Origin of the sequence: Methylobacterium durans, from assembly GCF_003173715.1 — a bacterium.
GTDB lineage: Bacteria > Pseudomonadota > Alphaproteobacteria > Rhizobiales > Beijerinckiaceae > Methylobacterium > Methylobacterium durans.
Genome location: NZ_CP029550.1, coordinates 991,959 through 1,016,363 on the forward strand (window position 1 = coordinate 991,959; position 24,405 = coordinate 1,016,363).

The following is a 24,405-nucleotide window of genomic DNA, read 5'->3' on the forward strand; positions in this document are numbered from 1 at the left end:
ATCAAGACGTTCCGTTCGGGCCTTTGGGCGGGCGCGAAGCCAACACACGCTGATTGTCGCTGCGGGCGAAAATCTGTGCACTCGACAGATCGCTCCCATACCGTGCGTGTGCTAGCGTCAGGTTCAGCCCGCCTCGGCCGTCGAGCTGATGGAGGGCACCGCAATGCGGTTCAGTCGAAACTGGCGCGGTCAGTGGGTCTTCGACCCTACCGAGTTCGCTGCCAAGCTCGGCATCACACCCGAACGCTTTCAGGCCGAGATAGACCTTGAGCTCATCCGCTTGTTGGTTGAGAAGGGCCGCGGCGAAGACACTGGACGATCGCGTATTACTGTCCGATCCCGCGAGGCGGCATGGCAGGGTATCATTGATGGACAGGGCTACGTGCTGAATGAATGTCGTCTGTCGATGGACCAACTGCCAGAGCAGTTGATGCGGTAGTTTGGACAGCGTTTCATTGACAAAGCTCTGATCGCGGGAATTGCAGGGCGGACGCACGAAGACGTGCATAGAGCGGAGCTGCAACAAGCACTCGCCAGGATTACGGTTCTTGGCCCACGGACTGAAGGCGCAAGCGAGGTCCATCAATCGTGAGCCAGAGCTGACCCCGGCGGCGATCTCATTGCGTGCGTAACGGCACCTCAATCGAAAACGCGCCAGCGAACCAGCCATCAGACGGGACGAGACAGCCTCCCCTTGGAGGGCGACCGTCACTGAAGGATGGATGCTATGACCAACCGCTTTGCTTCCCTCGCTGCCGCTGTTGCCCTGAGCTTCGGCGCGGTTGCTGCTCCTGCTCTTGCGCAGGCTGCGACGTTCAACGCCTGGGGTCACGAGTTCTCGGTGCCCGGATCGCAGTCGGCCGAGGTTCTGAGCGCACCTCAGGGCACCTACACCGCGATGCAGGCGGGCTCGGTTCGTGAACGGGGCTACGGCGCCGCCTACCGCTATTCCGGCAGCCATGCTGGTGGCCCGGCCAATGGCCTGCCGCGCAACTGAACCTGCACTCGCATGCGAAGGGCCGCCGATGAACCGGCGGTCCTTTGCTGTCACGGGAGGCCGCCCGGACAGGCGCACAATAACGCCGAGCCGGGCTATCCACTTACCGGGTTCGAGGTTCGGGGCCCACGGCCCGAATTGGTCGGCAGAGGAGATCACGCTTGTGCCTCCTCGTCCGTGATGACGGTCAGCCCACAGGCTCCACGGTCCACGGTTCGCGAAGTCACCACGGTTTCCACCACCACACCCCACACCCCATACGGAGTGTGGTGGTGGTGATGGTCCACGGTTTCCGCGGTTCGCCACAGTCTGATTGTGGAGGTGTGGAAGGGCATCAGGCGAGTTCCCCAACTACGATCATGGTCTGATCGCGCCCCGTGCGGGTATTGTGTCGGGTCTCGGTTCCGAGGCTCCCATTCTTCTTCCACATGCTCAGCAGCTTTGAGAGCCGCTTGCGCTCGGTGGGATCGCTCGCATCGAGGCCAAGCACCTGCGCGATGGCTTTGCCTGCCCAGTTGTTCGCGCGAACGTCGTCGGCCCATTGGCCGCCCGCAATGATGTCCTGCACCTTGCGGAGGTCGCCCGGCTGGATCACGTCGGACAGACCTGGAAGCGTCCACGGCGTGACCACACCTACGAAATCGCCGGGCGCCTCTCGGGTCTCGTTCCCCAGCGGCACGCCGACGAGGTGATGCCATGCCGCGCCCTCTGCCGGCGGCTGCATGTTCGCCTTGCCGTCATCGACGCGGAAATACTGGCGCCGCTTCTCGGCCTCGATGCCGGCTTGGGCAGCCTCCTCGGGTGACATACCATTGAGGACGCGGGCGGAACGGACGGCGCCGATCAGGGCCGAGCCGCCACGGGCATCGTCCACAGTGTAGGCCGTCTGTCCGGCGCCAGCTTTGCGAACGTGGTGGACGAGCTCCACGCCGCAGTTTCCGGCCTCGGCCACGCCGCCCCACGCCTTCGTGACCGCATCCACGGCACTGTTGTCGTTCTCCGGCACGTCGTGGCACGAGACGAACGGATCGATGATGAGCTGGTCAATTCGGCGCTCGCGGATCTCGTGCACCAAGTCATCAACGACGGGCCGCGCAACCATCGTCGCATCGCGCTGTCGGGCCGCTATCTTGATGGGCGTGTCCCGGCCGCTGTCGATGAACAGCCGGCCCTCAAGCTCCTGCGGCTTGATCCCGTAATGCAGACAGATCGCCGCGAGGCGGCGCTCGGTCTCGTCCTGCGGGTCCTCGCCGTTCCAGACCCAGACGCGAAGGGGCTCGGGCGCTCGAATGCCGAGAAGAGGGAGCCCCGTCACCATCGCGAGGGCCTCGACTAGCAACAGGCTCGTCTTACCAAAGCCGCCGGGCGAAACCGTCGTGGTGACGTACCGGCGGATGAAGTGGCGCCCGTAGAGCCAGCGCCGTGGCGGGATCTGCCGTGGGTCGCGCAACACGAAAGGTGTCGCGACGATGCGCTGCCGCTCCTCAGGCTTGCGGTCGAAGCGGTCGAAGCCGGCTGGCTCGTCGTCCCCAGCAGGTGCGAAGGGTCGCCGCTCGAAGGGGTGTATGTTGGCGGGATCTCGGCCGTCGTGGCGCTGAGCTTCGAGCCCGTCCAAGTCCGAAAGGTGCCCGCCGAAGCGCCCTGTCTCTGCTCTCATGCGGCCACCTCATCGGAGTTGTGTGCCTGCTGGCGCTCTCGCTCTCGGATGGTCTCGGCTTTGATCTGCACGAGGAGGCCGAGGGCCGTGTCGACCTCAGCGGCGAGACACCGCATGGAGCGCGTCAGGCCGAAGTCGTCGCCCAAGTCCAAGCTGTTGAGGGCGACGGTCGCGCGGGTGCTGATCTGCCAAAGGAGTTCAGCGAGGCACTCGCGCGTCATCTCGGGGGAGCCGTGGGGGATGTCCTCCACGGCCTGAAAGCGACTGCTGGCGAGAGGGGCGTTCATCGGCCGCCCTCCTCACGCTCGATGGCCTGCAGCCCCACAATCAGCTCGCGCAGGCGCAGGCGGGAGATGCAGACACCATTCCGCGTCGGGACCGGTTCGCCGCCTTTGTGGCGCACGGGCGCAAACGCCCTGATGTCCACGAACGCGGCGCCGCGGTACTCAGCGAGGCGAACTCGGATCTCCTCCGAGTTGCCCTTGCGGATGCTGCAGAAGGTTCGGGGCTCGGTCATACGCGCGTCTCCCCGTAGGCGAGACCGGCGAGCAGGCGGGCGCGATCGGCGCTGATGCCGAGGCGGTAGACGAGCCAGCGGATGCGGCGTTCGGTGGTGATGTCGAGATCTGGCATGTGGCACCTTCTGTTGAGGTGCCGGCCGAGAAAGCGGTGGCGCGCAACGCGCGGATATTGTAGGGAGAGCGCTGTCGAGACGCACCTAAACATCCGGCGCCGGTTCCCGCTTGGGGCCGGCGGTTCCGTTTAGGCGGCAACTTTCTGACGCTGCGGCAGGGCTGCGAGCCAAGCCGCGAGATCGTCGCGCAGGATGAGGGTGCGACGCCCGGCCTTGCGAGCCTTCAATCGACCTGCGTTGATCTCCTCAAAGACTGTCGAGCGGCCGATGCCGGCGGCACGGGCGGCTTCCACAATGCCGAGAGCGAGGGGAGCGTCGGGCTCGGAGGTGTTGTGCTGAGGCACTGCATTTCTCCGCCAAACCGAGCGGACTTGCTCGGATGTGAAGCAGCTTGATGGAAAACACAGTGCATGTCGGTCAGAATGGGCAGGAAAAGGTCAGGAATTAGTTTCTGACCTGCGCTTCCTTGAACGCCTTCAACCACTTAGCTAGCTTTGGCCTCACGTTGGAGATGGCAGGCTCCCGGCCATACCGCTGTAAACAATGCTGCATTATTCGGCGCTCAAGAGCAGCTTGATCAGGCAGGTCGGGATCATCAGCGGACGGCAAGCCTTGATGCTCAAGCGTCTTGCGGACAAATTCCTCAACGTCTGGCCAATCGTAGGTCGGCTTGCGTCCGAGCCTTGTGGAACCAACTTTGGTATAAATTTCAGATCCTGAAACGGGACGGCCAGTGGGGCCTTCTCGGCGTGTTGGCTCGGTCAAAATTGGAATTTCGGCCGGCGCATTTGTCGCGCTATCATTCAGAACTCTTGGCGAAGAGGCGGCAATTTTGACAAACCGCTTAGCCAAGTCGACTTCGCGTAAGAATACGATAGTTCGCACAATCCCAAGGTTAAGAACTCGATCTGGCCAAACTGCGCCTGCAATGTTGATCATACCATCCCCGAAGGGAAATATACCCGCCTCTGTGCCCCAGAATTCACGATCAACAGTAACAGAATGCCCTTCCGCCAGCACATAAGCCGTCAGATAGCCGGCATGCAGAGATTTTCTTACCTCGCTTTCGGCGCTAAGATAGGAAAGATAGCGCTCAAAAAAGCTCTTCCGTTCTGGTCCGGAAAATCGATCGATCTGGAATTCCAAACCTTGAGCATACATTGAACGACCTAGACGGTGCCATAGTTGAACCTCTTCGCTCGGTAGCCCCTGCCAAATCTCTGTATCGGACCATTCTGCAACCTGAAGCACGCCTCGCTCCAGTCCAATATGATCTGCCGGAATAAATCGGCTCATCGCTCCTCCGCATTGGAGCTTCCGCAATGAGGATGGCGCGGCAGACCCAGTGCGGTCCGGGCTCTTCGGCGGCCAAACCTAGCCGCGCCAACAGGCAAACTAGGCCGACTGCTGGCGCAGAGCGAGCACGTTCGTCCGGGTGTCCACGGGTCGCTCCTTGCCGATGAAGGCAGCCCAGGCCGCCATCATCTTGCGACGACGTTCCAGTGCATCGCCGCGTCGATAGGCTCGCTCCGTCGCGTCGCCCACCACGTGCGCCAGCGCAGTCTCGGCAATCTCACGCGGGAAAGCCGTCCGCTCGCCTGCCCAGTCGCGGAACGACGAGCGGAAGCCGTGGACCGTCACGTCCACCTTCATCCGCCGCAGCATCATCTCCATCGCCATCACCGATAGCGGCCGGTCACGCTTGTAGCCGGGGAACACGTACTCGCTGGAGCGGATCGCTTCAGCCCGATCCAGGATTGCCAGAGCGCGCTCCGTCAGCGGCACACGATGTTCAAGGCCGCCCTTCATCCGCTCGGGTGGAAGGATCCAAGTCTTCGTCCTGCGGTCGATCTCACTCCAGCGAGCACCCAGCACCTCGCCGGAGCGTGAGGCATTCAGAATGCAAAACTCCAGGGCCATGGCCGCTACCGCCTCACGCTTCCGCAAATCAGCGACGAAGGCCGGCACTTCTTCAAACGGCATGGCGGCATGGCGTCCGCGGGTCAACTTGCGCCGGGCTGGCAACAGCTTGTCGAGGTGACCGCGCCAGCGGGCCGGGTTTTCACCTGTGCGCAGTTCCTTGGCCTTGGCAGCGTCGAGGATGCGTTCGATGCGACCGCGCAGTCGCGATGCGGTCTCGTTCTTCGACTGCCAAATTGGTGTAAGCACACGGAGCACATCGTCCGTGCCGATCGCTTCGACTGGCATGTTACGCAGGGGCGCGGCGTAGGTATTGAGGGTCGAGGTCCACTGCGCCTTGTGCTTGTCGTTGCGGAAGCCGCTCTTCAGGCTCGTCACCACCTCGTCGGCGAAGGCGCCGAATGTGACAGCTGCAAGCCGTTCTTCCCTCGCGGTGCGTCGCTGCTCGATCGGATTGTGACCGGCTTTCAGGGTCCGGCGCGCCTCTGCCGCCTTCTCGCGGGCATCGGCAAGCGAGACGCTAGAGAGGCCGCCGAGCCCCATCTCCTTCAGCTTGCCTTGCCACCGAAACAGGAAGAGCCAGCGCTTGGCGCCGCTAGCGTCCACGACGAGATACAGCCCCTCCCCGTCTGAGTGGCGCCCAGGCTTGCTGACGGTGGCGACAGAACGGGCACTCAGCTTCTTGACCGATCGCGCCATCGCCCAGCCTCACCCCAACTTCCACCCCAACATTTGGCGCGGATCGTAGCAAACGCTTACGGACTTCGAAAGCTCGTTCGCACCGTAGCGTGCCGAGAAATAAGCAGGAATTCGGACGATCTCAGATCCCGGCGTACTATAGTTTGGCGGACTCCCTCTCCGCCACTTCCCTGTCCATAGGCGTCCGCGCCTATCCACTAAGTCTCTGAAATCGCTGCACGAACTGGAGACCGCCCTTCAAGGCGGCTCGCTGGCATAAGCTCAAATTCGCGATTTCGATGTGGGTTAGCGCTCGGACCCACGAGGCGGTCATCACCTGCCTCGGCATCGGCGAAGGCAGCGAGAGAACGCTCAGCCTGCCGGCACTGCCCGAGCTCGAATGCTCGCCGGTCTAGCATTACAGTTGCAGTTTCGTTCTGAGGTGCGCCTGTCGGGCGGCAGCTTGGTGGGCGCGCCGCCAGGCTGACCAAGCGAGCACGAGCGCGGGCTCAATGCGCCGCTGCGCCAGCCGCATCGCCACGCGCCGGATCTCCTGAATGGACCACGGCACCGGCGAGCTTGGCGATGAGCGGCGTTTTTGGGGGCGTTCCGTTGGCCAACCGGCGCACCCGCGCCAACATCGCAAAAGCCAGCATCACCAAGCTGACGTGCCGGTGCCAGCCGTGCCACGAACGGCTCTCGTTGTGGGCCAGCCCGAGCTCCGTCTTGGCGGTCTCGAACGCGTCCTCGATGGCCCAGCGTCGCCCCTCCACGGCCACCAGCGTCTGCACCGGCGTGCCGGCCGGGCACCAAGTGGTGAAGTAGGAGAAGCTCCCGTCCGACAGGCTGCGCCGCACGAGCAGGCCGCGCGTCCACACGCTCTGATCAAGAGCGGCGTCGAGCGCATCCGCCGGCAGCGTGGCCAGCGGCAGGTAGGCCCAGTCGAACAGGCGCGGTCCCTTCGTGCCAGATCCGGCCGAGAGCCGGATCCAGTCTGTCTCGGAGAGATCCTTGGCGATCTCCTCGGCGGTGCCCGCAACGTCGAGGTTTTGGTCCCAGGACCAGAACCGATGCTGACCCGTGACACCGAGCACGTAGCCCTTGTACGCACGGCGCAGCGCCAGCTCGATCTCGCCAACCCCGTAGATGCTGTCAGCCGCAACCCACGCAAACGGCACCTCTGCCTTTATCGCCCGCTCGATCATGGCCAGCGCCAGCTGCGGCTTGGTGGCAAAGGTGATGGCCTCGGGCACATGCGCCGCCCGCCTTCGAGCCGGGTCTCCGGCCCAGGCTTTGGGCAGGTACAGCTGACGATCGATGAAGGCGTGGCCCTGATCCGAGACGTAGGCGGCAAACACCCCGATCTGGCAGTTGGTGATCTTGCCAGCTGAGCCTGTGTACTGCCGGCCCACACCGCACGAGGCTCTGCCCTGCTTCAAGAAGCCGGTCTCGTCGATCACCACCACCGCGTCAGGTGAGCCGAGCGTCTCGAGGACGTAGTCACGCACCACGTCCCGCAGCGCCTCCGCGTCCCAGTGCGTGCGACCGAGGACAGCCTGCTGGCGCCAGGGGCCTGGATCACCAGCAGCTTCAGCCCGCATCCAGCCGGTCTTGCGCCGCTCACCCCCAAGCAAGCCCTCCAGGAAGGCGTTGGCGGAGGCGGCGACGCTCGGGGCGGCAAACAGCGGGCGGATGCGCTGCTTGGCCTGCCGCAGTGTCGTCGACCAGAGCTCCAGCGTGGATTCGAGCGAGGTTGAGGACATCGCGCTCTCCCATCCGAAACCACTCAGATAGGAGCCTCACCCTGCAACTGTAATGCTAGGCCCTCATTTCCGCGAACGGCATTGCCGGCTTCCCAGCACGCGCCGGCGTCGAAGCCGCGCGGTCCTGCCCCATCCGCTGGCGCGCGGCAGGTCGCGCGGTTCGAGGTCCCCGAATCTCATAAGAACGGTGTGACGATACAAAACGGGGACGAGACAAGTGGCGCCTCCGGCTTGGAGTGCGCAGAGTTTCTTATCAATCGCGGCTACCCAATAAGAAAAGCTGATGCGCCGATAAGAAGAGGCTTGCGAGAGCGGGGCGCACGCCGATGGGTGAGCGCCCCACGTCCGGTCTTCCTACTGATCTTACGGGGGTACGGACCCCGACACGGTGAGAGCCGATGTGACGGCCGCCGACGCCTTCTGCCCCTGGGCTCGCAACCTCGACACGGCCGAGCGCCTGTCTCGCCTCCGCGCCATTCGCGCCATCGTCTGCCTCACCTGCGGACGACCCGGCGAGGTGCCGGCCCGCTTCCTCGATCGCGCTGAGCGAGATGCTGCCGCTCTCGTTCCGGCGTTGAACGTCTCGCACGCCCTTGCGCTCGCCGGTTGCCGGCACGTGCTCGCCAGCGACGCGGCCCTTCATCGGAGACGCCCGTGACAGAAGCCGAGATATCGTCGCTGGCTGGCTCAGGCGCGGCGATACGCCTGAAGCTGATCCGGGATCTGCCAAGAGGGCGTGACGTCCAACAACGCCAGCACCCTGCCCGCATGATCGGTCGCGTAGGACAGCGTGTAGCTCTCGTTGCGCAAGCTCGCGAAATCGAGATCAACAGCGGCCCGCGCCGCACCGAATTGCTGCTCGAGGCCGCTCACCAACACACCGAAGGCGTCGCTGGGAACATCGAACTGGATCCTGATCATCATCGGACTTCGTCGCTTTGCCGAGGCTCCCTTGCCGCACAGGCGGCTGGAGAATTCGGCGCTGGATCGACTATCGGCGTCTCCGTTCCGGAACACTGTGATCATGCTCACAGCATTTCCGTCTGTATTGTTACGCTTCGCTCTTCCGCTGAAGCGGGCACAGACTGTATCGATCTTGACTCAATTCCAGACAGATCTGAAAGAGAATTAATCCTCAATCGTTCGGCGTTGCCGAAGGTCGGTTGTCGGCCTCATCAAGGAGACGCACATGACGCCGGCTGAGCGCACAGCCCCGAAAGATGCCCGCTCGGCCTACCTCGCCAGCGCCGCCAAGATCGAGGCTGTGCTGGCGGGCTCTGCAGGCCAGTCTCGCCTCGCCGCGACGTCTTGCTCGGAGGATCGGGTACCGGCGAAGGTCATCACCCGCGAACCCCGCCGCGCCCCGGAGACCGTCCGAATCTGGTGCCGCGTTCACATCGTCGGCAGCAAGATGGGCGACGCGTGGCTCGTCGGCAGGGTCAGGCTCAACGCTTGGATGTGCCGATCGGCGGCACCGGATTGACGAACAAGCCAGTAAATTGATGCTCACGCTTGCCACAATATCAACACAAATCAATAAACGAATGTTGTTGATTGATCTTATGGGTCAAACCAGGATCTCTTACTGGGGAGCACACTGAGTAACTGTGTAGGAGACTGGCATGCTGGAGTTAAGCCACGCCCAGACCGAGGTGACGTCGCAGATCGCGTTTTCCCTGCTCAGCGACGCCTATGCGGACCTTGCCAGAACGCTGATCGAGATCGAAGAGGAGGCGGCTCGGCAGCTGCTGCAGAACGTTCAGCAGAGAGCGGCCCTGCACTGTTCCCAGGTTCAGGAAGCCGACACCGACAGTGCGATCAGAACGCAGATCCTCTCGGCCGCCGCTGATCAGGTTCAGGCGGTCTTGAGCGAAGTTCTGCAGCCCATCGAGTTCGAGCCGGAGCCACTCGCGGCTTAACAGCGGGCACAGCTTCGACGCGCGTGGCGGGCGCACGGCGTATTTCGGTGCCCGCCAAGACCTGCAGATCCGGCCAAACCGTGCATTCGTGACCTACCGCCTCCTGCTCGCGGGCCATGGCTTCTGTCTATCGATTTCGGGACGAGGCAGATCGCCGTGCGAAGGCCGAACAGCGCGGCCGCAACGCGGATGGTGGCGCACGTGTGGTGGAACGCGCCACCCGGTGCCGGCAAATTCGCCATCAGGACCGTCGGCCTAAGTCTCAGGAGCCATCGACGGCAGCCACGCGAGCGATCTGGAAGAGGATCATCAGCGCACCGGCCGCTGGTGGCCAGGACCCACAGCACTGGATGTTGCCATCCAGGACGTGCATGGGACTATGCTGACTCTTGTGCCGATGCCAGCAGGCCGAGATGGAGGGGCGCCCGCATGGGCTGAGGCCTGGCGGTGCCACATGTCGGGTCAAGGATGGCTTCCTGGCTGCCCCCCGGTCCCTACTCTCAGCGGCGTCCCATGCCCGCTCCTGGCTTGCTGTCGCGCAAGGCGGCTTCAAGGGCGGCTTCCCAAGCCTTCTCCTCGCTCCGATAGGCGCGATCCGAGCGCTCAATGAGCTTGCCGCTCCGGCGAAGGAGCCATCCAAACTGCCCTTCCGGCTTCGTCAGCGGCTCGACCTCGATGCTGTAGGGGTGTGGTACGTCTTTGCTCATGGCCTAGCTATGCCATGGCCGGCGAAGGTGGCCAATCCGCCGCCGTCTGACACTGCGCCGATCTCAGCTCCCGCGCTGCTCCGCGTCAGCCACACCCTCGACAGCGGACTTCCAACGCCTGCATCGGCGGGCTTTGATCGGGGCATCCCCTACCGGCAACTGGAGTGGCACGGACAAGGCGATCGATGAGTGCGAAGCGGATGTTGCAGGTGTGTGACAGGGGTAAACTCCCACCGAACTAACACTTTTGCGCACTGGCTGGCCGCCTGAAGAAAGCTACCTTCCTTCTACCAATCTTACTCTCCGGCCCGCCATGATTGCCGCATTCGATGCTCTTCTGCTCAGGCACCGGGAAGCTCTCGCAGTCGCTGCGAGTTCATGCCTCTTCCTGGGTAGTCTTCTGCTCGGGACATGGCTGATCTTCTGATCGCTCATCAGCCCACGCACCACCGGCCCATCCCAAGACCGGCCACAGTCAATCCCAGATCAGGGCGCCGGGCGGGCGTATGATCTTTGCAATCACACACGCGCAGCAATTGAGCAGCGCGTGGGTGTGTCAATGTCGGACAAATCTGCTCCGTCCAGAGATCAGGCAAAATCAGGCTCAGCGCAGGCTCAAGCTCGCAGTGCTGTGCGAGCCCATGTCAAAGCCATGCTGCGCAGGCTGCCCGTCACAGCGGCTCGACCCGCTCGCCTGGAACCAGGCAACGGATCGGTGAATTAAGCGTGGCTGCAGCACCGCAACGCTTGGCATGGCCGTACCATCCACCATTTACCTCCCACGCATCTGAGTAGCCTGATGACCCTTCTCGCCGTTCTCCTCGCCAGCAATCTCGCCCTAGCCGGCTTTTTCTCGCTCGTCGCTGTAGCGACCGACTGATTTCATTCGATCCATCGCCGCGATAGCCGCCGCTCGATCGGATCAGCCCTTCCTCTTGAGGTGCTCGGTGAGGATCATACCTGCGTTGGTGTTCGCCTGATGTGAAAGGCGATCCAAAGGTCGCTGATCAATGCGCCTGCGACTAGCAGCCATCTGCCCACCACGCTCACACCATCCTCAACCGCTCCTCGGCCACGCGCCTCGACGACTGTGATGCTGGCCACGATGGGGCATCGGTCACTGCGCCGCCCAGGCCGCGGATACGTGTGCCTCATCGCACTCTGTCCCACACCCCATCAAGACGCTCTCCACGTCCGGCATGATGGCAACGCGAAAGGCGACCTGCCAAGCCTCCTCCTTCGACAGACGCCCTGTCGCGCCGCGCCGAACTGCGTCCTCGACGAAGAACACGGAGGCGACGGCGAGACCGTTCACGTCCTCGACGCGATAAGCGCCCTGAAGTTCGACGACGCGCCAGGGCGGCTGAAAGCAGCGGGGCTCGGTCATGCGAAATGCCAGATGAGTAATGAGCCAAGGACGACCAGAGCGGCGAGAAGGCCGCCGACCAGCATGCCCCGGGCATAGCGCTCTTTTCGAGGGTCCTTCATCGCTCCTCCGGCCGCAACAGATAGACCATCGTGCGTACAGCTGCGCGCGGTCGATCAACCCCGAGACGAGACGAATTCACGTCGGATAGCCCGTCGCCTTCAGGTGCTCGGCGGGAATCATTGCAGCCAGTGATCCCGCCGGACCTTCGCGAGCACGATGATCGAGGCGAACAGGGCCGCCGCGGCTGTGTCGCCCAACGCGACCTTGGGATCGTCGGGCTGCAACACCAGCAAGACGCCAAGCGTGGCGAGAACGATGATCGCTGCTCCCGCGAGCAGCAGATGAGTTTGTTCTTTCATGAGCGCTTCGCCCTCAGCGCTTGGCGAGATGCGGCTCGTTGCTGAGCGTCGAGGTCGCGGTGCCGCCGAGGTAGCCCGCAGCTTTCAAATGCTCGGTAAGGAGCTTCTCGACATAGGAGGCGACCGTCCGATGGTCTTCGGCGGCGGCCTGCGCCAGCGCCTTCTTGATCGAGGGGAGGATCCGAAGCCCGAGCGGGGCGGATCGCGTTTCTCGTTCGTCTGACATTGTTGGCAGATGCTGGTTGATCGCTCGATTGTCAGCGATTGTAAGCGATCTGCTAGCAATAGCAAACGGCTCAGCCCTGGCACTGGAAATCCCGAGGCTGGACCTGACCATCAATCGCATCTGGACGATGCTGTTGATGGCTTCGCACGCCTATACGACCATGCCTCTATCGCGCCTCGGCAGCCCGGCTCATTATACGAGGGGTCGGGCCAGCCATTCGGCCCCGTCACGCAAGCCATTCAGGTGATGCGTCTGGCTGATCCGGATGCGCGGCGCAGCACCGCCCCAGTCCTCGCCGGCCTCAGCGGAAGGCGCGCATGATCCACACAGCATCAGTGATGCTGGTGCGACCAGTCCCAAACGAGAAGGGCAGTCCAGAACGTCAGAGATCCAACGTAGGCGTAGAAGACGAGCGCTTCGATTGGCATCGATTTGCTCCTGATCGTGAGCGGTCGTCCCCTACGCCTTCCATTCCACAACCGCCAGCCATGCGCCGAATCAGTCCGAAGCCGCACGCTTGATCATCGTGTCCTTCGGCAGCCCTCATACGCCCCTGTTCGCCGCGTTTCGCGTGCGAGACGCATGTGCGAACGTGGCGGAACCCAGTTGCAGCAAGCTAACTCGATGACCAACGACGCACATGCGAGATGCGCCGCCGGACTCCCTCTCGGCCACGCATCCACGCCAGAACAGGCTCGGACGCATTGAGCCCGGCTCAGCCCACGCTCTCGAAGCCATGATGTCGGTGCTCTACGAATCTGCCTTCAACAGCGCTGGCTGCAGACCGGATCGCCCGCGCGGAGCCGGCTGCTGTGATCATCCCCGATGGGCCACGTCCGGCTGATCCATCGCGCGGATGAGGCGGGCGGCGTGCGGCGTGAGAAGGTGGCGGCCCCAGTTGCGACGCGCCAGCGCGTCCGCGCGCTCCGGTCGAACCAGCAGGGCGAGAGCGGCTCCGACCACCGGCACGACGCTCGGCGGATCGAGGCGCGCCGGGCTCAGCTCCTCCTCGGCCCCGACGAAGTCGCCGCGCCGCCGAAGCAGGTCGCGGGCCGTCCGCAGGACCGCGCGGCGTGAGGGCGTGCGCAGCGCGGCACCGAGCAGGGCCTGCAGGGCGAGGCGGCTGCGCAGGCCGGGGTGCGTCTCAAGAACATCCGTCCCCGGCAGGTCGAGGGAGGCGTGCGCAAGCGAGATCCGGACCACGAGATCCGCGAGGTTGAGCCCGGCGAGGTAGGCCGCCATCGGCTCGACGAGGCGCGGATTGGCATCGATGTAGAGCGGATCGACGCCGTCCGGGTCCGCAAGATAGTCGAGCGAGAGCGCGCCGTGCCACGCGAGATGCCCGCCGATCCGCGCGAGGTCGGCGGCGATCCGCGGGCGGCGGACGCTCTCCTTCAGGGCCGCCCCGCCTCCCGCCCCCTCGATCAGGCGTCGCGTCGCGTGGAATGCGACGAGCCGTCCGTGCCGGAAGACGGACTGAACCTGCTCCAGGGGCCTCTCCACCCATTCCTGAACCAGGATCGGTCCGCCGGGTGGCCCGGCCTTCCCGATCTCCGCGACGGCACGGGCCTGCGCGGCGGGATCGCGGATCAGCCAGGTCCCGCGGCTCGCGGTGCCGAGATCCGTCTTAAGGACGAACGGGTATCGGGCGAGGCCCGCGAGTTGGCGATGATCCTCGATCAGGTCGGTCCGCGGCTGCGGCAGGCCGAGTTCGGTGAGAAGCCGGCTGAAGCCGGCCTTGCCCTGGAGTCGGGCGTAGCTCTCGAAGGAGGGCAGGGCGAGCGCGGCGTGGGGCGCGATCTCGTCGGCGATCCGTGCGAACAGGTAGCCCTGCTCGTGGATCGGCAGCAGCACGTCGAAGCGCCCGGTGGCGACGAGGTCCCGGACGAAGCGCCGATAACCCTGCGGATCCGTGCCGAGCGGCGGGCATTGGTATCGGCCGGCGACCAGACGGGAGAACCGGCCGAGACAGACGGGCTCCGGATCGCAGAACGAGACCGCGTGCCCCGCCAGTGCCAGCGCCGTGATCGCCTCGCGGGCGGAGGTGCTGCTGCCCTCCGTGAGCAGCACCCGTACCCGCTCCCCGGCCGACCGCTCGTGCGGCATGGCCACCTCCTCGACATGCCCCGAGGCATCCCGGATTCGCCCGCCTCCGCACGGTGCACCCTCCCGGCTTCATTTGCGAATTCGCCGGGCCGCGCGACCTGCGAAGCTGGCTCTCGAACGACATGGCGTCGGGCATCGGCGGGCAGCGAGATGTCCTTGATCCTCGTGACCGGCGGCTGCGGCTTCATCGGGCGGCACGTGGTTGAGGCACTCGTCCGGAGCGGCGCGCGCGTCCGCGTCCTCGACGTCGGGGATCCGGCCGGTCTACCGGCGGGCGTCGAGATCCACCGGGCCTCGATCTTGGATACCGCCGGCCTCGCCGAGGCGATGCGCGGGGCGGCCATCGTCCACCACGTGGCCGGCATCTCTCATCTCTGGACGCGCCGCAGGGGCGATCTCGCGCAGGTCGATGCGCGCGGCACCGCGATGGTGCTCGAAGCCGCCGCGGCGGCCCGCGTGCGACGGGTCGTCCACTGCTCGTCGGCGACCGTGTTGCGGCCCGCCGGGATCGGTGCGGGCGCGCCGCTGCACGACCTGGCGGGGTCGAGGCGATGCCCGGCCCCTACACGCGCTCGAAGCGCGAGGCCGAGGCGATGGCGCTCGCGGCAGCCGAATCCGGACTCGACGTCGTCATCGCGAGCCCGACCGTTCCGATCGGGGCGCGCGACGCCAACCGGACGCCGCCCGCCGCGATGCTGGCTCAGTTCCTTGCCGGCGGCGCCCCGGCCTTCCTCGACTGCACCCTCAACCTCGTCGGCGTGCGGGACGTGGCCGCCGGCATGCTCCTCGCCGCCGAGCACGGACGGAGAGGCGCGCGCTACGTCCTCGACGGCGAGGACGTGCGGCTCAGCGATCTGCTCGGCCGGCTGGAGCGCCTCTCGGGCCGTCGGATGCCGCGCCTCGCCATGCCGGGCGCCGCGGCCCGGGCCGTCGCCGCTATCGCGGAATGGACGGCCGACCATGTCACCGGGCGCCCGCCCGTCGCGACGCGCGAGGGCGTGCGGCTCGCCCTCGGCGAAGGTCACGTCGGGGACAGCAAGGCGCGGGACGAGCTCGGCTATTGCCCGGCACCGATCGACGGGCCCCTCGCGGAGGCGGTGCGCTGGCTGATGGCGGAACCGGCCGCGCCGTGCGGGGCTCCGGCGCCGCGGCCCTCGGCGAAGGTCGCCTGACCTGCAAGGGCGCAGATCCCCACGATCGGCGCGTCGATGGCGGAGGGCATCGAACCGGCGCAGGCCGGCCTCCTCAATCCGGCAGGCCCATCGCGAGGAAGCTCGTGCGCAGATCCTCCGACATCGGGATATCGAGGCGCTCGCCGTTCGGCAGGCGCTTGAGGAACCACTTGTCGTAGGTCCAGCGCAGCTCCCGCGAGGCCGCGAGCCGGCGGAAGGTATCGCTGATGAGGGCGGCGAGGTCCGGGTCGTCCCGCCGGAACATGATCGCGTAGGGCTCGAACGAGAGCTTCTCCGGCAGAACCGTGTAGGCGCCGCTGGCCGCCCCCTCGCCCGCCTTCAGCCCGTAGAGCAGCACGTCGTCGGTCGCGAAGGCGTCGGCCCGCCCGTCCTTGACGAGCGCGAAGGATTCCGCGTGGTCCCTGGCGGTTAGGATCTCCGCCGCGATGCCGGATTTCGCCAGCATCGCGCGTAAGGCCGGCTCGTTCGTGGTGCCCGACGTCACGACAACCCTGCGGCCGCCGAGGTCGCGGTAGGAGCGCAAGCCCGAGTCGCGCTTCACGAGGAGCTTCGTGGCGCTGATGAACGTGATCGGCGAGAAGGCGACGCTTCGGCGCCGCTCGGCGTTGGTCGTCGTCGAGCCGCATTCGAGGTCGACTTGGCCCGAGGTCACGGCCGGGATGCGACTCTCGGCCGTCACGGGCTCGTAGCGGATGCGCAATCCCTCGCGCCCCGTCGCCTTCGCGATGTCGTCGACGATCTCCTGGCACAAGTCGATCGCGTAGCCGACCGGGCGACCGTCCTTCTCGGTGTAGGAGAAGGGCACCGAGCTCGACCGATGGCCGATCACCACCTCGCCGGTCTCGGCCGCCTTCTTCAGGGTGCCGGTCAGCACCTCGATCGCCGCCGCCGGCGCAGCCTGGAGCACGAGCGCCAGCGCGCCCGCGGCGGCCCACCTCGCAGTTCCGCGTCTCATCGCGCGCCTCCGCCGATGCCGGTCACTCGGCCGGTGACGGCAGCGGGGTCACGTCCCGGTCCAGCCGCTGATCGGTCGTGGCGAGCTGCCCCTCCCACTTGGCGACGGCGACGGTGGCCACGCTGTTGCCGAGCACGTTCGTCGCCGAGCGGCCCATGTCGAGGAACTGATCGATGCCGATGATCAGCAGGAGGCCCGCCTCCGGGATGTTGAATTGTGAGAGCGTCGCCGAGATCACGACGAGCGAGGCCCGCGGCACGCCGGCCATGCCCTTCGAGGTGACCATCAGGAGGCCCAGCATCGTGAGCTGCTGACCCCATGTCAGCGGGATGCCGTAGGCCTGCGCGATGAACATCACCGCGAAGGTGCAGTACATCATCGAGCCGTCGAGGTTGAACGAGTAGCCCATCGGCAGAACGAAGGAGGTAATCCGGTTCGGCACGCCGAATTGCTCGAGGTTGTTCAGCGTCTTGGGGTAGGCGGCCTCGCTGGAGGCCGTCGAGAAGGCGAGGATGAAGGGCTCGCGGATCAGCCCGAGGAGGCGCGCGATGCTGCCCGAGCCGACCAGGAGGAAGCCCGCGACGATCAGAAGGCACCACAGCACCGAAAGACTGAGGTAGAACTCGACGAGGAACTTGCCGTAGGTGACGAGGACGCCGATCCCCTGCGTGGTGATTGTCGCCGCGATGGCGGCGAAGACGGCGACGGGCGCGAACAGCATGACGTAGCCCGTCACCTTGAGCATCACGTCGGCGAGGCCCTCGATGCCCTGCGCGAGGAGCTTGCCCTTCTCCCCGAGGGCGGCCAGCGCCACGCCGAAGAAGATCGAGAAGACGACGATCTGCAGGATCTCGTTGTGCGCCATCGCCTCGACCGCGCTCTTCGGGACCAGGTGCGTGACGAAGTCCTTCAGCGAGAGCGAGGCCGTCTTCAGGCCCGTGCCGGCGCCCGTATCCGGCAGCGGCAGGTTCAGGTTGTGCCCCGGCTGCATGATGTTGACGAGGATGAGCCCGAGCGCCAGCGAGCAGAACGAGGCGCCGAGGAACCAGATCAGCGCCTTGGCGCCGACGCGCCCGACGGAAGCGGTGTCGCCCATATGCGCGATGCCGACGACCAGCGTCGAGAAGACCAGCGGCGCGATGATCATCTTGATGAGCCGCAGGAAGACGTCGCTGATGAGCGCGATATAGCCGGAGATCTCCTTGGCGGTCTGAGGATCCGGCCACATGATGCTGCAGGCGTATCCGACGCCGATGCCGAGAACCATGCCGATGAAGATCAGGGTGGTCAGGCGGTTGCCGCTCACGGGCATCTCCTCGACAGCTCTGTCCGCTCTCCGCGTATGATGATTTTTGAGCAGGAAGCGTGCCATGCGCAAGCAGGGCTAAGTCGCGACACCTCCGGAACCTGACGCCTCGCCGCTTTCGTCACGCCGGATCGACACTTGATCACGACAGCGTGATCGAAAATCCCGTCAAGGACGGCGAAATCGGGAGATCGGCCCGCGAAAGGGACCTGCGTTACTTGGAATCCGGCAGCGAGCCTGGCGTCGTCCGGCCGGTCCGCGCACGGGTTTCGTGCGCGCACGGGCCCCATCGGGGAATCATCCCGCCGTCCGCGGGCGACGCAACCGTTCCCCACGAAAGATGCAGAAAAGACACAGATCGCCGAGACCTGCGGTTGTTCCCGGCCCGAGTGCGGATTTGGTCTTGCCTGCGCGCCATCTTGTCTGTCGAATTCCAAAGACGACGTGAATTGAACTTGTGCTCGCCAAGCAAACAACGCGCACAAGAATCATGCAGCCGTCGATCCATGAGGCAACCGAGGGTTCGGTGCCGCGTGGGAGCCACGAACCGCCTCCATGACCGGCCGCGTCCGGGTGGCACGGAGGCCCTGTGACGATGACGGGAGATCGTCGAGGCGCTCCACTCTGCGGACCGGGCCGCTCGGGAAGGCACGTCGCGTCGGGGATTGTGGGATGAACAGGATCAAGTCGGCGCTGCTGTGCACGGCGGCCAGCATCGTGGGGACAGCGACGGCAGGGGCCGCCGACCTCCCGCTGAAGAAGGCGGTGCCCGTCGAGTACGTGCGCGTCTGCGGCGCCTATGGGGCGGGCTTCTTCTACATCCCGGGCACGGACACCTGCCTGCGCGTCTCGGGGCGCGCGCGCTTCGAGGCCGGCACCATCCCGAACCCGAACCGGGCGCAGAGTCAGGGCGACGAGTACCAGTCCCGCGGCCTGCTGCGCCTCAACCTCGATGCGCGCACCCAGACCGGCTACGGCACGCTCCGCGCCTTCGTCCGCGCCGAGATCGCGAGCCGCACCGGCACGCTGCTGGCCTCCGGCACGCAGCAGCGGATCGCCAACGCCTTCCCGGCCTTCGGCCAGGACACGTTCGGCCGCGTCCAGAACTTCGTTGTCGCCGACAAGGCCTTCGTCCAGTTCGCGGGCCTGACCGCCGGTCGCGCGTCCTCGTTCTTCGACTTCTACGCCCACGATTACGAGCTGATCGGGTCGACGGGCGGCTCCGACATCGCTTCCACGAACCTCCTCGCCTACACGGCGAAGATCGGCGAGGGCCTGAGCCTGACGCTCGCGATGGAAGACCCGATGTTCCGCAAGCAGCCGGTCTACGCGGCCTCCGTCGCGACGGCGGCGGCGGGCGTCGGGCTGCCCTCGCAATTCATCGTCGGGACGACGGCGCCGACCCCGGTGATCCTCACCACCGCCGGCTTCGCGGCGACCGGCGTGACCTTCCTCGATGCCGTGCAGCGCTCGCGCATGCCCGATTTCGTGGCGGCGCTGCGCTACGACGCCGCCTGGGGCTCCGCCCAGATCTCGGGCGCGGTCAAGGACGTGAATGTCGGCGGCTTCATCGGCGGCTCGGCCTTCGGCACGGGCGGCGCCATCTCGAACGACGCCGCCGGTGCGCTGCTGGCCGCACGCGGCGTGCGGTCCGGCGCGCAGACCGATTACGGCTGGGCGGTGCAGGGCGGCGTGAAGGTGAACCTGCCGATGATCGCGCAGGGCGACGGCTTCTACCTGCAGGGCGCCTACGCCGAGGGCGGCATCCTCTATACCGGCTACACCTATCTGACGGGCAGCTACCTCAGCAACCTGACGCCGGTGCAGGGCGCCTCCTTCCAGCAATACGTCTCGGATGCGGTGATCAACCCGATCACCGGCAAGCTCGAACTCTCGACGAGCTTCACGGTGGTCGGCTCCTTCCTGCATTACTGGTCGCCCGAATGGCGTTCGGCCTTCTTCGCGAGCTACGGCGAGGTCAATTACAAGCGCGGCACGCGGCAGGCGTTCAGCCTGCTCAACGGTCTCATCGGTGGCGCCACGCCGCCCAACGCCTTCACCAACCCGGCAGGCTTCGCCCTGAGCCCGGTGCTGCGCGACAACGCCCAGATCATCGCCGGCGTGAGCCTGATCTGGTCGCCGGTGAAGGATCTCGATATCGGCGTCGAGGGCACGTATATCGGCACCTCCGTCATCGGCGGGCGCGTGGCCGACCAGACCCGGCCCATCACGGTGAACGGCCTGCCGGCCTTCACGGTGAGCCGCTACGACGCCACCCAGATCCGCATGCGGGTCCAGCGCGACTTCTGAGGGACCCCGTCCGCAGGCCCGGCGCGATCGTTCGGATCCCGCCAGATCCGGCACGCCGCTTGCCCCGGCGGCGGCGGCAAGCCTAACCTTGCGTCGGACGATCGCGCCATCCCCAGGAAGGACCCCGCATGGGCCTCAGAGACTCGCTCCTGCTCGCCACCCTCGCTGCCCTCCTGTCCGGCGCGCCGGCCGGGGCGCAGGAGCTGACCGGAACGCTCAAGAAGGTGAAGGATTCCGGCGCCATCACCATCGGGCACCGCGATTCCTCGGTGCCCTTCTCCTACCTCGACGGCAGCCAGAAGCCGGTGGGCTACGCGACCGAGATCTGCCTGAAGATCGCCGACGCCGTGAAGGCGAACCTCAAGCTCGACAAGCTCGAGGTGAAGCTCGTGCCGGTCACCTCCGCGACCCGGATCCCCCTGATCGCCAACGGCACGATCGACCTCGAATGCGGCTCGACCACCAACAACGCGGATCGCCAGAAACAGGCCGGCTTCACCAACACTCACTTCCTCACGGCGACGCGCTACGTGGCGAAGAAGGAGAAGAAGCTCGACAAGATCGAGGACCTGAAGGGCCGCACCGTGGTCTCGACCTCCGGCACCACCAACATCCGCCAGATCAACGAGGCCAACACCGCCCGCTCGATGGGGCTGACCATCCTGCCGGCCAAGGACCACGCCGAGGCTTTCCTGATGGTCGAGACCGGCCGGGCGGACGCCTTCGTGATGGATGACGTGCTGCTCGCCTCCCTGGTCGCCGGGTCGAAGACGCCCGATGCCTACACGATCTCGAGCGAAGCCCTCTCGAAGCCGGAGCCCTACGGCATCATGCTGCGCAAGGACGACGCGCCCTTCAAGGCCGTGGCCGACGCGGCGACCGCCGCCCTCTACAAGAGCCCGGAGGGCAAGGCCCTCTACGAGAAGTGGTTCACGCAGCCGATCCCGCCGCGCGGCATCAACTTGAAGCTGCCGATGAGCGAGGCGATGCAGAAAGCCTTCGCGAACCCGAGCGACAGCCCGGACCCGGCTGCCTACTGATCCGGCCGTGACGGGGGGCGGCCGGACATGAACTACACCTGGAACTGGGGGATCTTCTTCGAGCCCTCCCCCGAAGGCGCCGGCACCTACGCCGACATGCTGCTGTCGGGCCTTCTCTGGACCATCCTGACGGCGCTCGCCTCCTGGGCGATCGCCTTCTGCCTCGGCTCGATCATCGGCGTGATGCGCACCCTGCCCTCGAAGGCGGCGCGGGGCTTCGGCACGGCCTACGTGGAGCTGTTCCGCAACGTGCCGCTCCTCGTGCAGATGTTCCTCTGGTACTTCGTGCTGCCGGAACTGCTCCCGGCGGCGGCCGGTGCCTACATCAAGCAGCTGCCGAACGCGCCCTTCTACACGGCGGTGATCTGCCTCGGCTTCTTCACCGCCGCGCGCGTCGCCGAGCAGGTACGCGCCGGCATCGAGGCCCTGCCGCGGGGGCAGCGCCTCGCCGGCACCGCGATGGGCTTCACCGTGGCGCAGACCTACCGCTACGTGCTCCTGCCGAACGCCTACCGGATCATCCTGCCGCCGATGACCTCGGAATTCCTCAACAACCTGAAGAACACGTCGGTCGCCCTGACAATCGGGCTCCTCGAACTGACGGCGCGCGCCCGCTCGATGCAGGAATTCTCGTTCCAAGTCTTCGAGGCCTTCACTGCCGCGACGCTCCTCTACGTCATGATCAACGTGGTGGTGATCGTGGCGGCGACTCTCCTCGAGCGCCGCCTCGCCATCCCGGGGCAGCGCTGATGTTTTCCAACCTCGACCTCAGCGTCATCGTCTCTTCCCTGCCCTACCTGTTCGGGCAGGGCATGGTCTTCACCGTCACGCTGACGGCGCTCGCCGCCTCCATGGGGGTGGTGCTGGGCACGTTCCTGGCGATCCTGCGCCTGTCCGGCGTGCCGGGCGTCTCGCACCTCGCCAAGGGCTACGTCGAGCTGATGCGCTCGCTGCCCCTGGTGCTCGTCATCTTCTGGTTCTACTTCCTCGTCCCCTATATCGGGGCCTGGGTCGTGCGCTCGCCGACGCCGATCCAGGTCGGCGCCTTCGCCTCCGCGCTGATCACCTTCACGCTGTTCGAGGCGGCCTTCTTCGCCGAGATCATGCGGGCCGGGATCCAGTCGATCCCCAAGGGGCAGACGTCAGCCGCGCTGGCGCTCGGCATGACGCGGGCGCAGGTGATGCGCACCGTCGTGCTGCCGCAGGCGTTCCGCAACATGCTGCCGCTGTTGCTGACGCAGACGATCATCCTGTTCCAGGACACCTCCCTCGTCTACGTGCTCTCCCTGACCGACTTCCTCGGCGCCGCCTCGAAGGTCGCCCAGCGCGACGGGCGCCTCGTCGAGATGTATCTCTTCGCGGCCGTGGTCTACTTCCTGATATGCTTCACGGCCTCGTCCCTGGTCCGCCGGCTGCACAGCCGCGTCGCGATCATCCGCTAGCTGGATTGAGGGCAAGATGACCTCCACCCCGATCCCGGCGCCCGGGGCGCCCGCACCCGTCCCTCAGGCCGAGGGGAGCCTGGAGGATGCCGGCCTTCAGAAGGGCCGGCTCGTGGAGCCCTCGGACGGGAAGGCCGGCGAGCCGATGATCGCGATCGATGCCGTCAGCAAGTGGTACGGATCGTTTCAGGTCCTCACCGATTGCACGACGCGCGTCTCGAAGGGCGAGGTGGTCGTCGTGTGCGGGCCCTCAGGTTCGGGCAAGTCGACGCTGATCAAGTGCGTGAACGCCCTCGAACCGTTCCAGAAGGGCCAGATCAGCGTCGACGGCACCAAGGTGAAGGACCGGGCGACCAACCTGCCGAAGCTGCGCTCGCGGGTCGGCATGGTATTCCAGCATTTCGAGCTGTTCCCCCACCTCTCGATCAGCGACAACCTCACCCTGGCCCAGCGCAAGGTGCTCGGCCGCGCCCCCGAGGACGCCAGGAAGCGCGGGCTCGATCTCCTCGCGCGCGTCGGCCTCTCGGCGCATGCGGAGAAATACCCGGGCCAGCTCTCCGGCGGCCAGCAGCAGCGCGTCGCGATCGCCCGCGCGCTGGCCATGAACCCGATCGTGATGCTGTTCGACGAGCCGACCTCCGCCCTCGACCCGGAGATGGTCGGCGAGGTGCTCGACGTCATGGTCGAGCTCGCCCGCGACGGCATGACGATGATGGTCGTCAGCCACGAGATGGGCTTCGCTCGAAAGGTCGCCGACCGCGTGATCTTCATGGATCGCGGCGAGATCGTCGAGGATGCGACGAAAGACGATTTCTTCGGCCAGCCGCGCTCGCCGCGCGCGCAGCAATTTCTCTCGAAGATCCTCTCGCACTGAGCGTCGCGGCCCGAGTTCCTCCCGCTCACGGAAAGATGCTTCCGCGAAAATCCGGACAAGTCGACGGATTCCGGTAGCAATCCCCGAACCCTGCAGGCCGCAGCATCGCCGGGACTTCTTCTTCCCGAGCCGGTGTCATGTCGACGATCACAGCCCTAAACCGAGACCACGAGACAACCTCTCCCCTGGAGGACGCGCGGATCATCCTGCGCAACCAGCCCGGCGCCTACGGTTGCCGGGCCGTCATCATCAATCGCCATCGCGCCTTGATCGAGACGAGCCTGACGGTTTCGCTGCCCGAATGGTTCAGCCTCGCCGTCGCGCCCGACTTCACGCCCCGGCCCTGCGCCGTCACGTGGCGCGGCACGCGGATCGTGAAGGTGGCGCTATTTTCGTGAGCGACGAGACGACGACGGCGCGCCCTCTCCGGAACAGGGACGCGCCGTCGTTGAGACGCGTGTTACCGGCCGGCGGCCTACTTCTTCGAGGCGAGGTAGGCGATCACGTCGTTGATCTTCTTGTCGTCCGGGATGCCGGCGAAGACCATCTTGGTTCCCGGTACCTTGGCCTTCGGATTCTTCAACCACTCGTGGAGGCTGGCCTGGTCCCAGGTGAGGCCCGAACCCTTCAGCGCCGGGGAGTAGTTGTAGCCTTCGAGGCTCGCGGCCTTCCGGCCGACAACCCCGGTCAGATTGGGGCCGACGCCGTTCTTGTCGAAGGCGTGACAGGCCTTGCAGGGCGCGAAAGCCTTCTCGCCCGCTGCGGGATCACCAGCGTCCTGAGCGTACCCGGCGGTCGGGAGCAGAACGGCGAGCACGGCACTGTAGATCAGGTAACGCATGGTGGGTCCTCTCAGGCGGGATCGGACGCAGGTAGCTAACGCCGGGGGA

General features: G+C 65.8%; 28 protein-coding genes and 1 pseudogene. 13 read left to right on the plus strand and 16 right to left on the minus strand.

Annotation, left to right across the window (positions count from 1 at the left end; genetic code table 11):
* Positions 1 to 148: 148 nt before the first annotated feature.
* The gene (locus DK389_RS04655; RefSeq protein WP_109887703.1) at positions 149 to 439 is read left to right on the plus strand and encodes a DUF6522 family protein; all 291 of its coding nucleotides are present in this window, start codon (positions 149 to 151) and stop codon (positions 437 to 439) included.
* Between the two features lie 288 nt (positions 440 to 727).
* The gene (locus DK389_RS04660; RefSeq protein WP_109887705.1) at positions 728 to 997 is read left to right on the plus strand and encodes a hypothetical protein; all 270 of its coding nucleotides are present in this window, start codon (positions 728 to 730) and stop codon (positions 995 to 997) included.
* Between the two features lie 334 nt (positions 998 to 1,331).
* Here DK389_RS04660 and DK389_RS04665 read toward each other — a convergent pair whose 3' ends face one another.
* The 7 genes from DK389_RS04665 to DK389_RS04690 form a co-directional block, all read right to left on the minus strand.
* The gene (locus tag DK389_RS04665; RefSeq protein WP_109887707.1) at positions 1,332 to 2,654 is read right to left on the minus strand and encodes a helicase RepA family protein; all 1,323 of its coding nucleotides are present in this window, start codon (positions 2,652 to 2,654) and stop codon (positions 1,332 to 1,334) included.
* Positions 2,651 to 2,941: a hypothetical protein gene (locus DK389_RS04670; RefSeq protein WP_109887709.1), complete on the minus strand. Its 291-nt coding sequence runs from the start codon at positions 2,939 to 2,941 to the stop codon at positions 2,651 to 2,653. Before DK389_RS04670 ends, DK389_RS04665 begins: the two co-directional genes overlap by 4 nt.
* Complete coding sequence (locus DK389_RS04675; protein WP_109887710.1) at positions 2,938 to 3,171, minus strand: transcriptional coactivator p15/PC4 family protein; 234 nt, start codon at positions 3,169 to 3,171, stop codon at positions 2,938 to 2,940. The genes DK389_RS04670 and DK389_RS04675 overlap by 4 nt, the downstream gene beginning before the upstream one ends.
* Positions 3,172 to 3,416: 245 nt before the next feature.
* A complete protein-coding gene (locus DK389_RS04680; protein WP_109887712.1) occupies positions 3,417 to 3,632 on the minus strand; it encodes a helix-turn-helix domain-containing protein in 216 nt (71 codons plus the stop codon).
* A 100-nt stretch (positions 3,633 to 3,732) separates the two neighbouring features.
* The gene (locus tag DK389_RS32020; protein WP_162560495.1) at positions 3,733 to 4,584 is read right to left on the minus strand and encodes a hypothetical protein; all 852 of its coding nucleotides are present in this window, start codon (positions 4,582 to 4,584) and stop codon (positions 3,733 to 3,735) included.
* A 99-nt stretch (positions 4,585 to 4,683) separates the two neighbouring features.
* The gene (locus DK389_RS04685) at positions 4,684 to 5,907 is read right to left on the minus strand and encodes a tyrosine-type recombinase/integrase (protein ID WP_109887714.1); all 1,224 of its coding nucleotides are present in this window, start codon (positions 5,905 to 5,907) and stop codon (positions 4,684 to 4,686) included.
* Positions 5,908 to 6,395: 488 nt separating this feature from the next.
* Positions 6,396 to 7,649, minus strand: coding sequence for an IS701 family transposase (locus DK389_RS04690; RefSeq protein WP_109887716.1), 1,254 nt, complete (start codon positions 7,647 to 7,649; stop codon positions 6,396 to 6,398).
* A gap of 388 nt (positions 7,650 to 8,037) precedes the next feature.
* On the opposite strand from DK389_RS04690, the gene DK389_RS04695 reads away from it, so the two are divergent.
* Positions 8,038 to 8,307 (plus strand): hypothetical protein, encoded by a 270-nt coding sequence (locus DK389_RS04695; protein ID WP_162560496.1) that lies wholly within the window; start codon positions 8,038 to 8,040, stop codon positions 8,305 to 8,307.
* A gap of 29 nt (positions 8,308 to 8,336) precedes the next feature.
* Here the strand turns inward: DK389_RS04695 and DK389_RS04700 are convergent, their stop codons facing one another.
* Positions 8,337 to 8,675, minus strand: a complete 339-nt coding sequence (locus tag DK389_RS04700; RefSeq protein WP_162560497.1) for a hypothetical protein — start codon at positions 8,673 to 8,675, stop codon at positions 8,337 to 8,339.
* Positions 8,676 to 8,838: 163 nt separating this feature from the next.
* On the opposite strand from DK389_RS04700, the gene DK389_RS04705 reads away from it, so the two are divergent.
* Complete coding sequence (locus DK389_RS04705) at positions 8,839 to 9,132, plus strand: hypothetical protein (RefSeq protein ID WP_109887722.1); 294 nt, start codon at positions 8,839 to 8,841, stop codon at positions 9,130 to 9,132.
* 139 nt (positions 9,133 to 9,271) lie between these two features.
* Entirely contained in the window at positions 9,272 to 9,568 is a 297-nt protein-coding gene (locus DK389_RS04710; protein WP_109887724.1) for a hypothetical protein, read from the plus strand.
* A 500-nt stretch (positions 9,569 to 10,068) separates the two neighbouring features.
* On the opposite strand, the gene DK389_RS04715 is transcribed toward DK389_RS04710, so the two are convergent.
* From DK389_RS04715 to DK389_RS04735, 5 genes are all read right to left on the minus strand, one after another.
* The gene (locus DK389_RS04715) at positions 10,069 to 10,275 is read right to left on the minus strand and encodes a hypothetical protein (RefSeq protein WP_109887726.1); all 207 of its coding nucleotides are present in this window, start codon (positions 10,273 to 10,275) and stop codon (positions 10,069 to 10,071) included.
* 1,117 nt (positions 10,276 to 11,392) lie between these two features.
* Positions 11,393 to 11,662 carry a hypothetical protein gene (locus tag DK389_RS04720; protein ID WP_109887728.1) on the minus strand — a complete coding sequence of 90 codons (270 nt, stop codon included), beginning with the start codon at positions 11,660 to 11,662 and terminating at the stop codon, positions 11,393 to 11,395.
* 218 nt (positions 11,663 to 11,880) lie between these two features.
* The gene (locus tag DK389_RS04725) at positions 11,881 to 12,063 is read right to left on the minus strand and encodes a hypothetical protein (protein ID WP_109887730.1); all 183 of its coding nucleotides are present in this window, start codon (positions 12,061 to 12,063) and stop codon (positions 11,881 to 11,883) included.
* Positions 12,064 to 12,076: 13 nt separating this feature from the next.
* Entirely contained in the window at positions 12,077 to 12,289 is a 213-nt protein-coding gene (locus DK389_RS04730) for a type II toxin-antitoxin system antitoxin (RefSeq protein WP_109887732.1), read from the minus strand.
* Between the two features lie 816 nt (positions 12,290 to 13,105).
* On the minus strand, positions 13,106 to 14,395 hold the full coding sequence (locus DK389_RS04735; RefSeq protein ID WP_109887734.1) for an ATP-grasp domain-containing protein: 1,290 nt from the start codon (positions 14,393 to 14,395) through the stop codon (positions 13,106 to 13,108).
* Positions 14,396 to 14,545: 150 nt separating this feature from the next.
* Here DK389_RS04735 and DK389_RS34810 point away from each other — a divergent pair.
* Positions 14,546 to 14,836, plus strand: a pseudogene (locus tag DK389_RS34810) (NAD-dependent epimerase/dehydratase family protein); the annotation flags it as partial.
* Between the two features lie 110 nt (positions 14,837 to 14,946).
* Positions 14,947 to 15,567 (plus strand): NAD-dependent epimerase/dehydratase family protein, encoded by a 621-nt coding sequence (locus tag DK389_RS34815; RefSeq protein ID WP_250645683.1) that lies wholly within the window; start codon positions 14,947 to 14,949, stop codon positions 15,565 to 15,567.
* 73 nt (positions 15,568 to 15,640) lie between these two features.
* Here the strand turns inward: DK389_RS34815 and DK389_RS04745 are convergent, their stop codons facing one another.
* Together DK389_RS04745 and DK389_RS04750 are read right to left on the minus strand one after the other, a co-directional pair.
* Positions 15,641 to 16,543, minus strand: a complete 903-nt coding sequence (locus DK389_RS04745; RefSeq protein ID WP_109887736.1) for an amino acid ABC transporter substrate-binding protein — start codon at positions 16,541 to 16,543, stop codon at positions 15,641 to 15,643.
* A gap of 22 nt (positions 16,544 to 16,565) precedes the next feature.
* Positions 16,566 to 17,849 (minus strand): dicarboxylate/amino acid:cation symporter, encoded by a 1,284-nt coding sequence (locus DK389_RS04750; protein WP_109896015.1) that lies wholly within the window; start codon positions 17,847 to 17,849, stop codon positions 16,566 to 16,568.
* A 672-nt stretch (positions 17,850 to 18,521) separates the two neighbouring features.
* On the opposite strand from DK389_RS04750, the gene DK389_RS04755 reads away from it, so the two are divergent.
* The 6 genes from DK389_RS04755 to DK389_RS04780 all read left to right on the plus strand — a co-directional run bounded on the left by DK389_RS04755 (position 18,522) and on the right by DK389_RS04780 (position 23,913).
* A complete protein-coding gene (locus DK389_RS04755; RefSeq protein WP_109887738.1) occupies positions 18,522 to 20,159 on the plus strand; it encodes a porin in 1,638 nt (545 codons plus the stop codon).
* Positions 20,160 to 20,287: 128 nt separating this feature from the next.
* Positions 20,288 to 21,199, plus strand: coding sequence for an amino acid ABC transporter substrate-binding protein (locus DK389_RS04760; RefSeq protein ID WP_109887740.1), 912 nt, complete (start codon positions 20,288 to 20,290; stop codon positions 21,197 to 21,199).
* A 27-nt stretch (positions 21,200 to 21,226) separates the two neighbouring features.
* The gene (locus tag DK389_RS04765) at positions 21,227 to 21,949 is read left to right on the plus strand and encodes an amino acid ABC transporter permease (RefSeq protein ID WP_109887741.1); all 723 of its coding nucleotides are present in this window, start codon (positions 21,227 to 21,229) and stop codon (positions 21,947 to 21,949) included.
* Entirely contained in the window at positions 21,949 to 22,641 is a 693-nt protein-coding gene (locus DK389_RS04770) for an amino acid ABC transporter permease (RefSeq protein WP_109887743.1), read from the plus strand. Before DK389_RS04765 ends, DK389_RS04770 begins: the two co-directional genes overlap by 1 nt.
* A 145-nt stretch (positions 22,642 to 22,786) precedes the next feature.
* Positions 22,787 to 23,515: an amino acid ABC transporter ATP-binding protein gene (locus DK389_RS04775; protein WP_194075219.1), complete on the plus strand. Its 729-nt coding sequence runs from the start codon at positions 22,787 to 22,789 to the stop codon at positions 23,513 to 23,515.
* Between the two features lie 137 nt (positions 23,516 to 23,652).
* Positions 23,653 to 23,913, plus strand: coding sequence for a hypothetical protein (locus tag DK389_RS04780; protein WP_109887747.1), 261 nt, complete (start codon positions 23,653 to 23,655; stop codon positions 23,911 to 23,913).
* Between the two features lie 77 nt (positions 23,914 to 23,990).
* On the opposite strand, the gene DK389_RS04785 is transcribed toward DK389_RS04780, so the two are convergent.
* A complete protein-coding gene (locus tag DK389_RS04785; RefSeq protein WP_109887749.1) occupies positions 23,991 to 24,356 on the minus strand; it encodes a c-type cytochrome in 366 nt (121 codons plus the stop codon).
* Between the last annotated feature and the right edge of the window lie 49 nt (positions 24,357 to 24,405).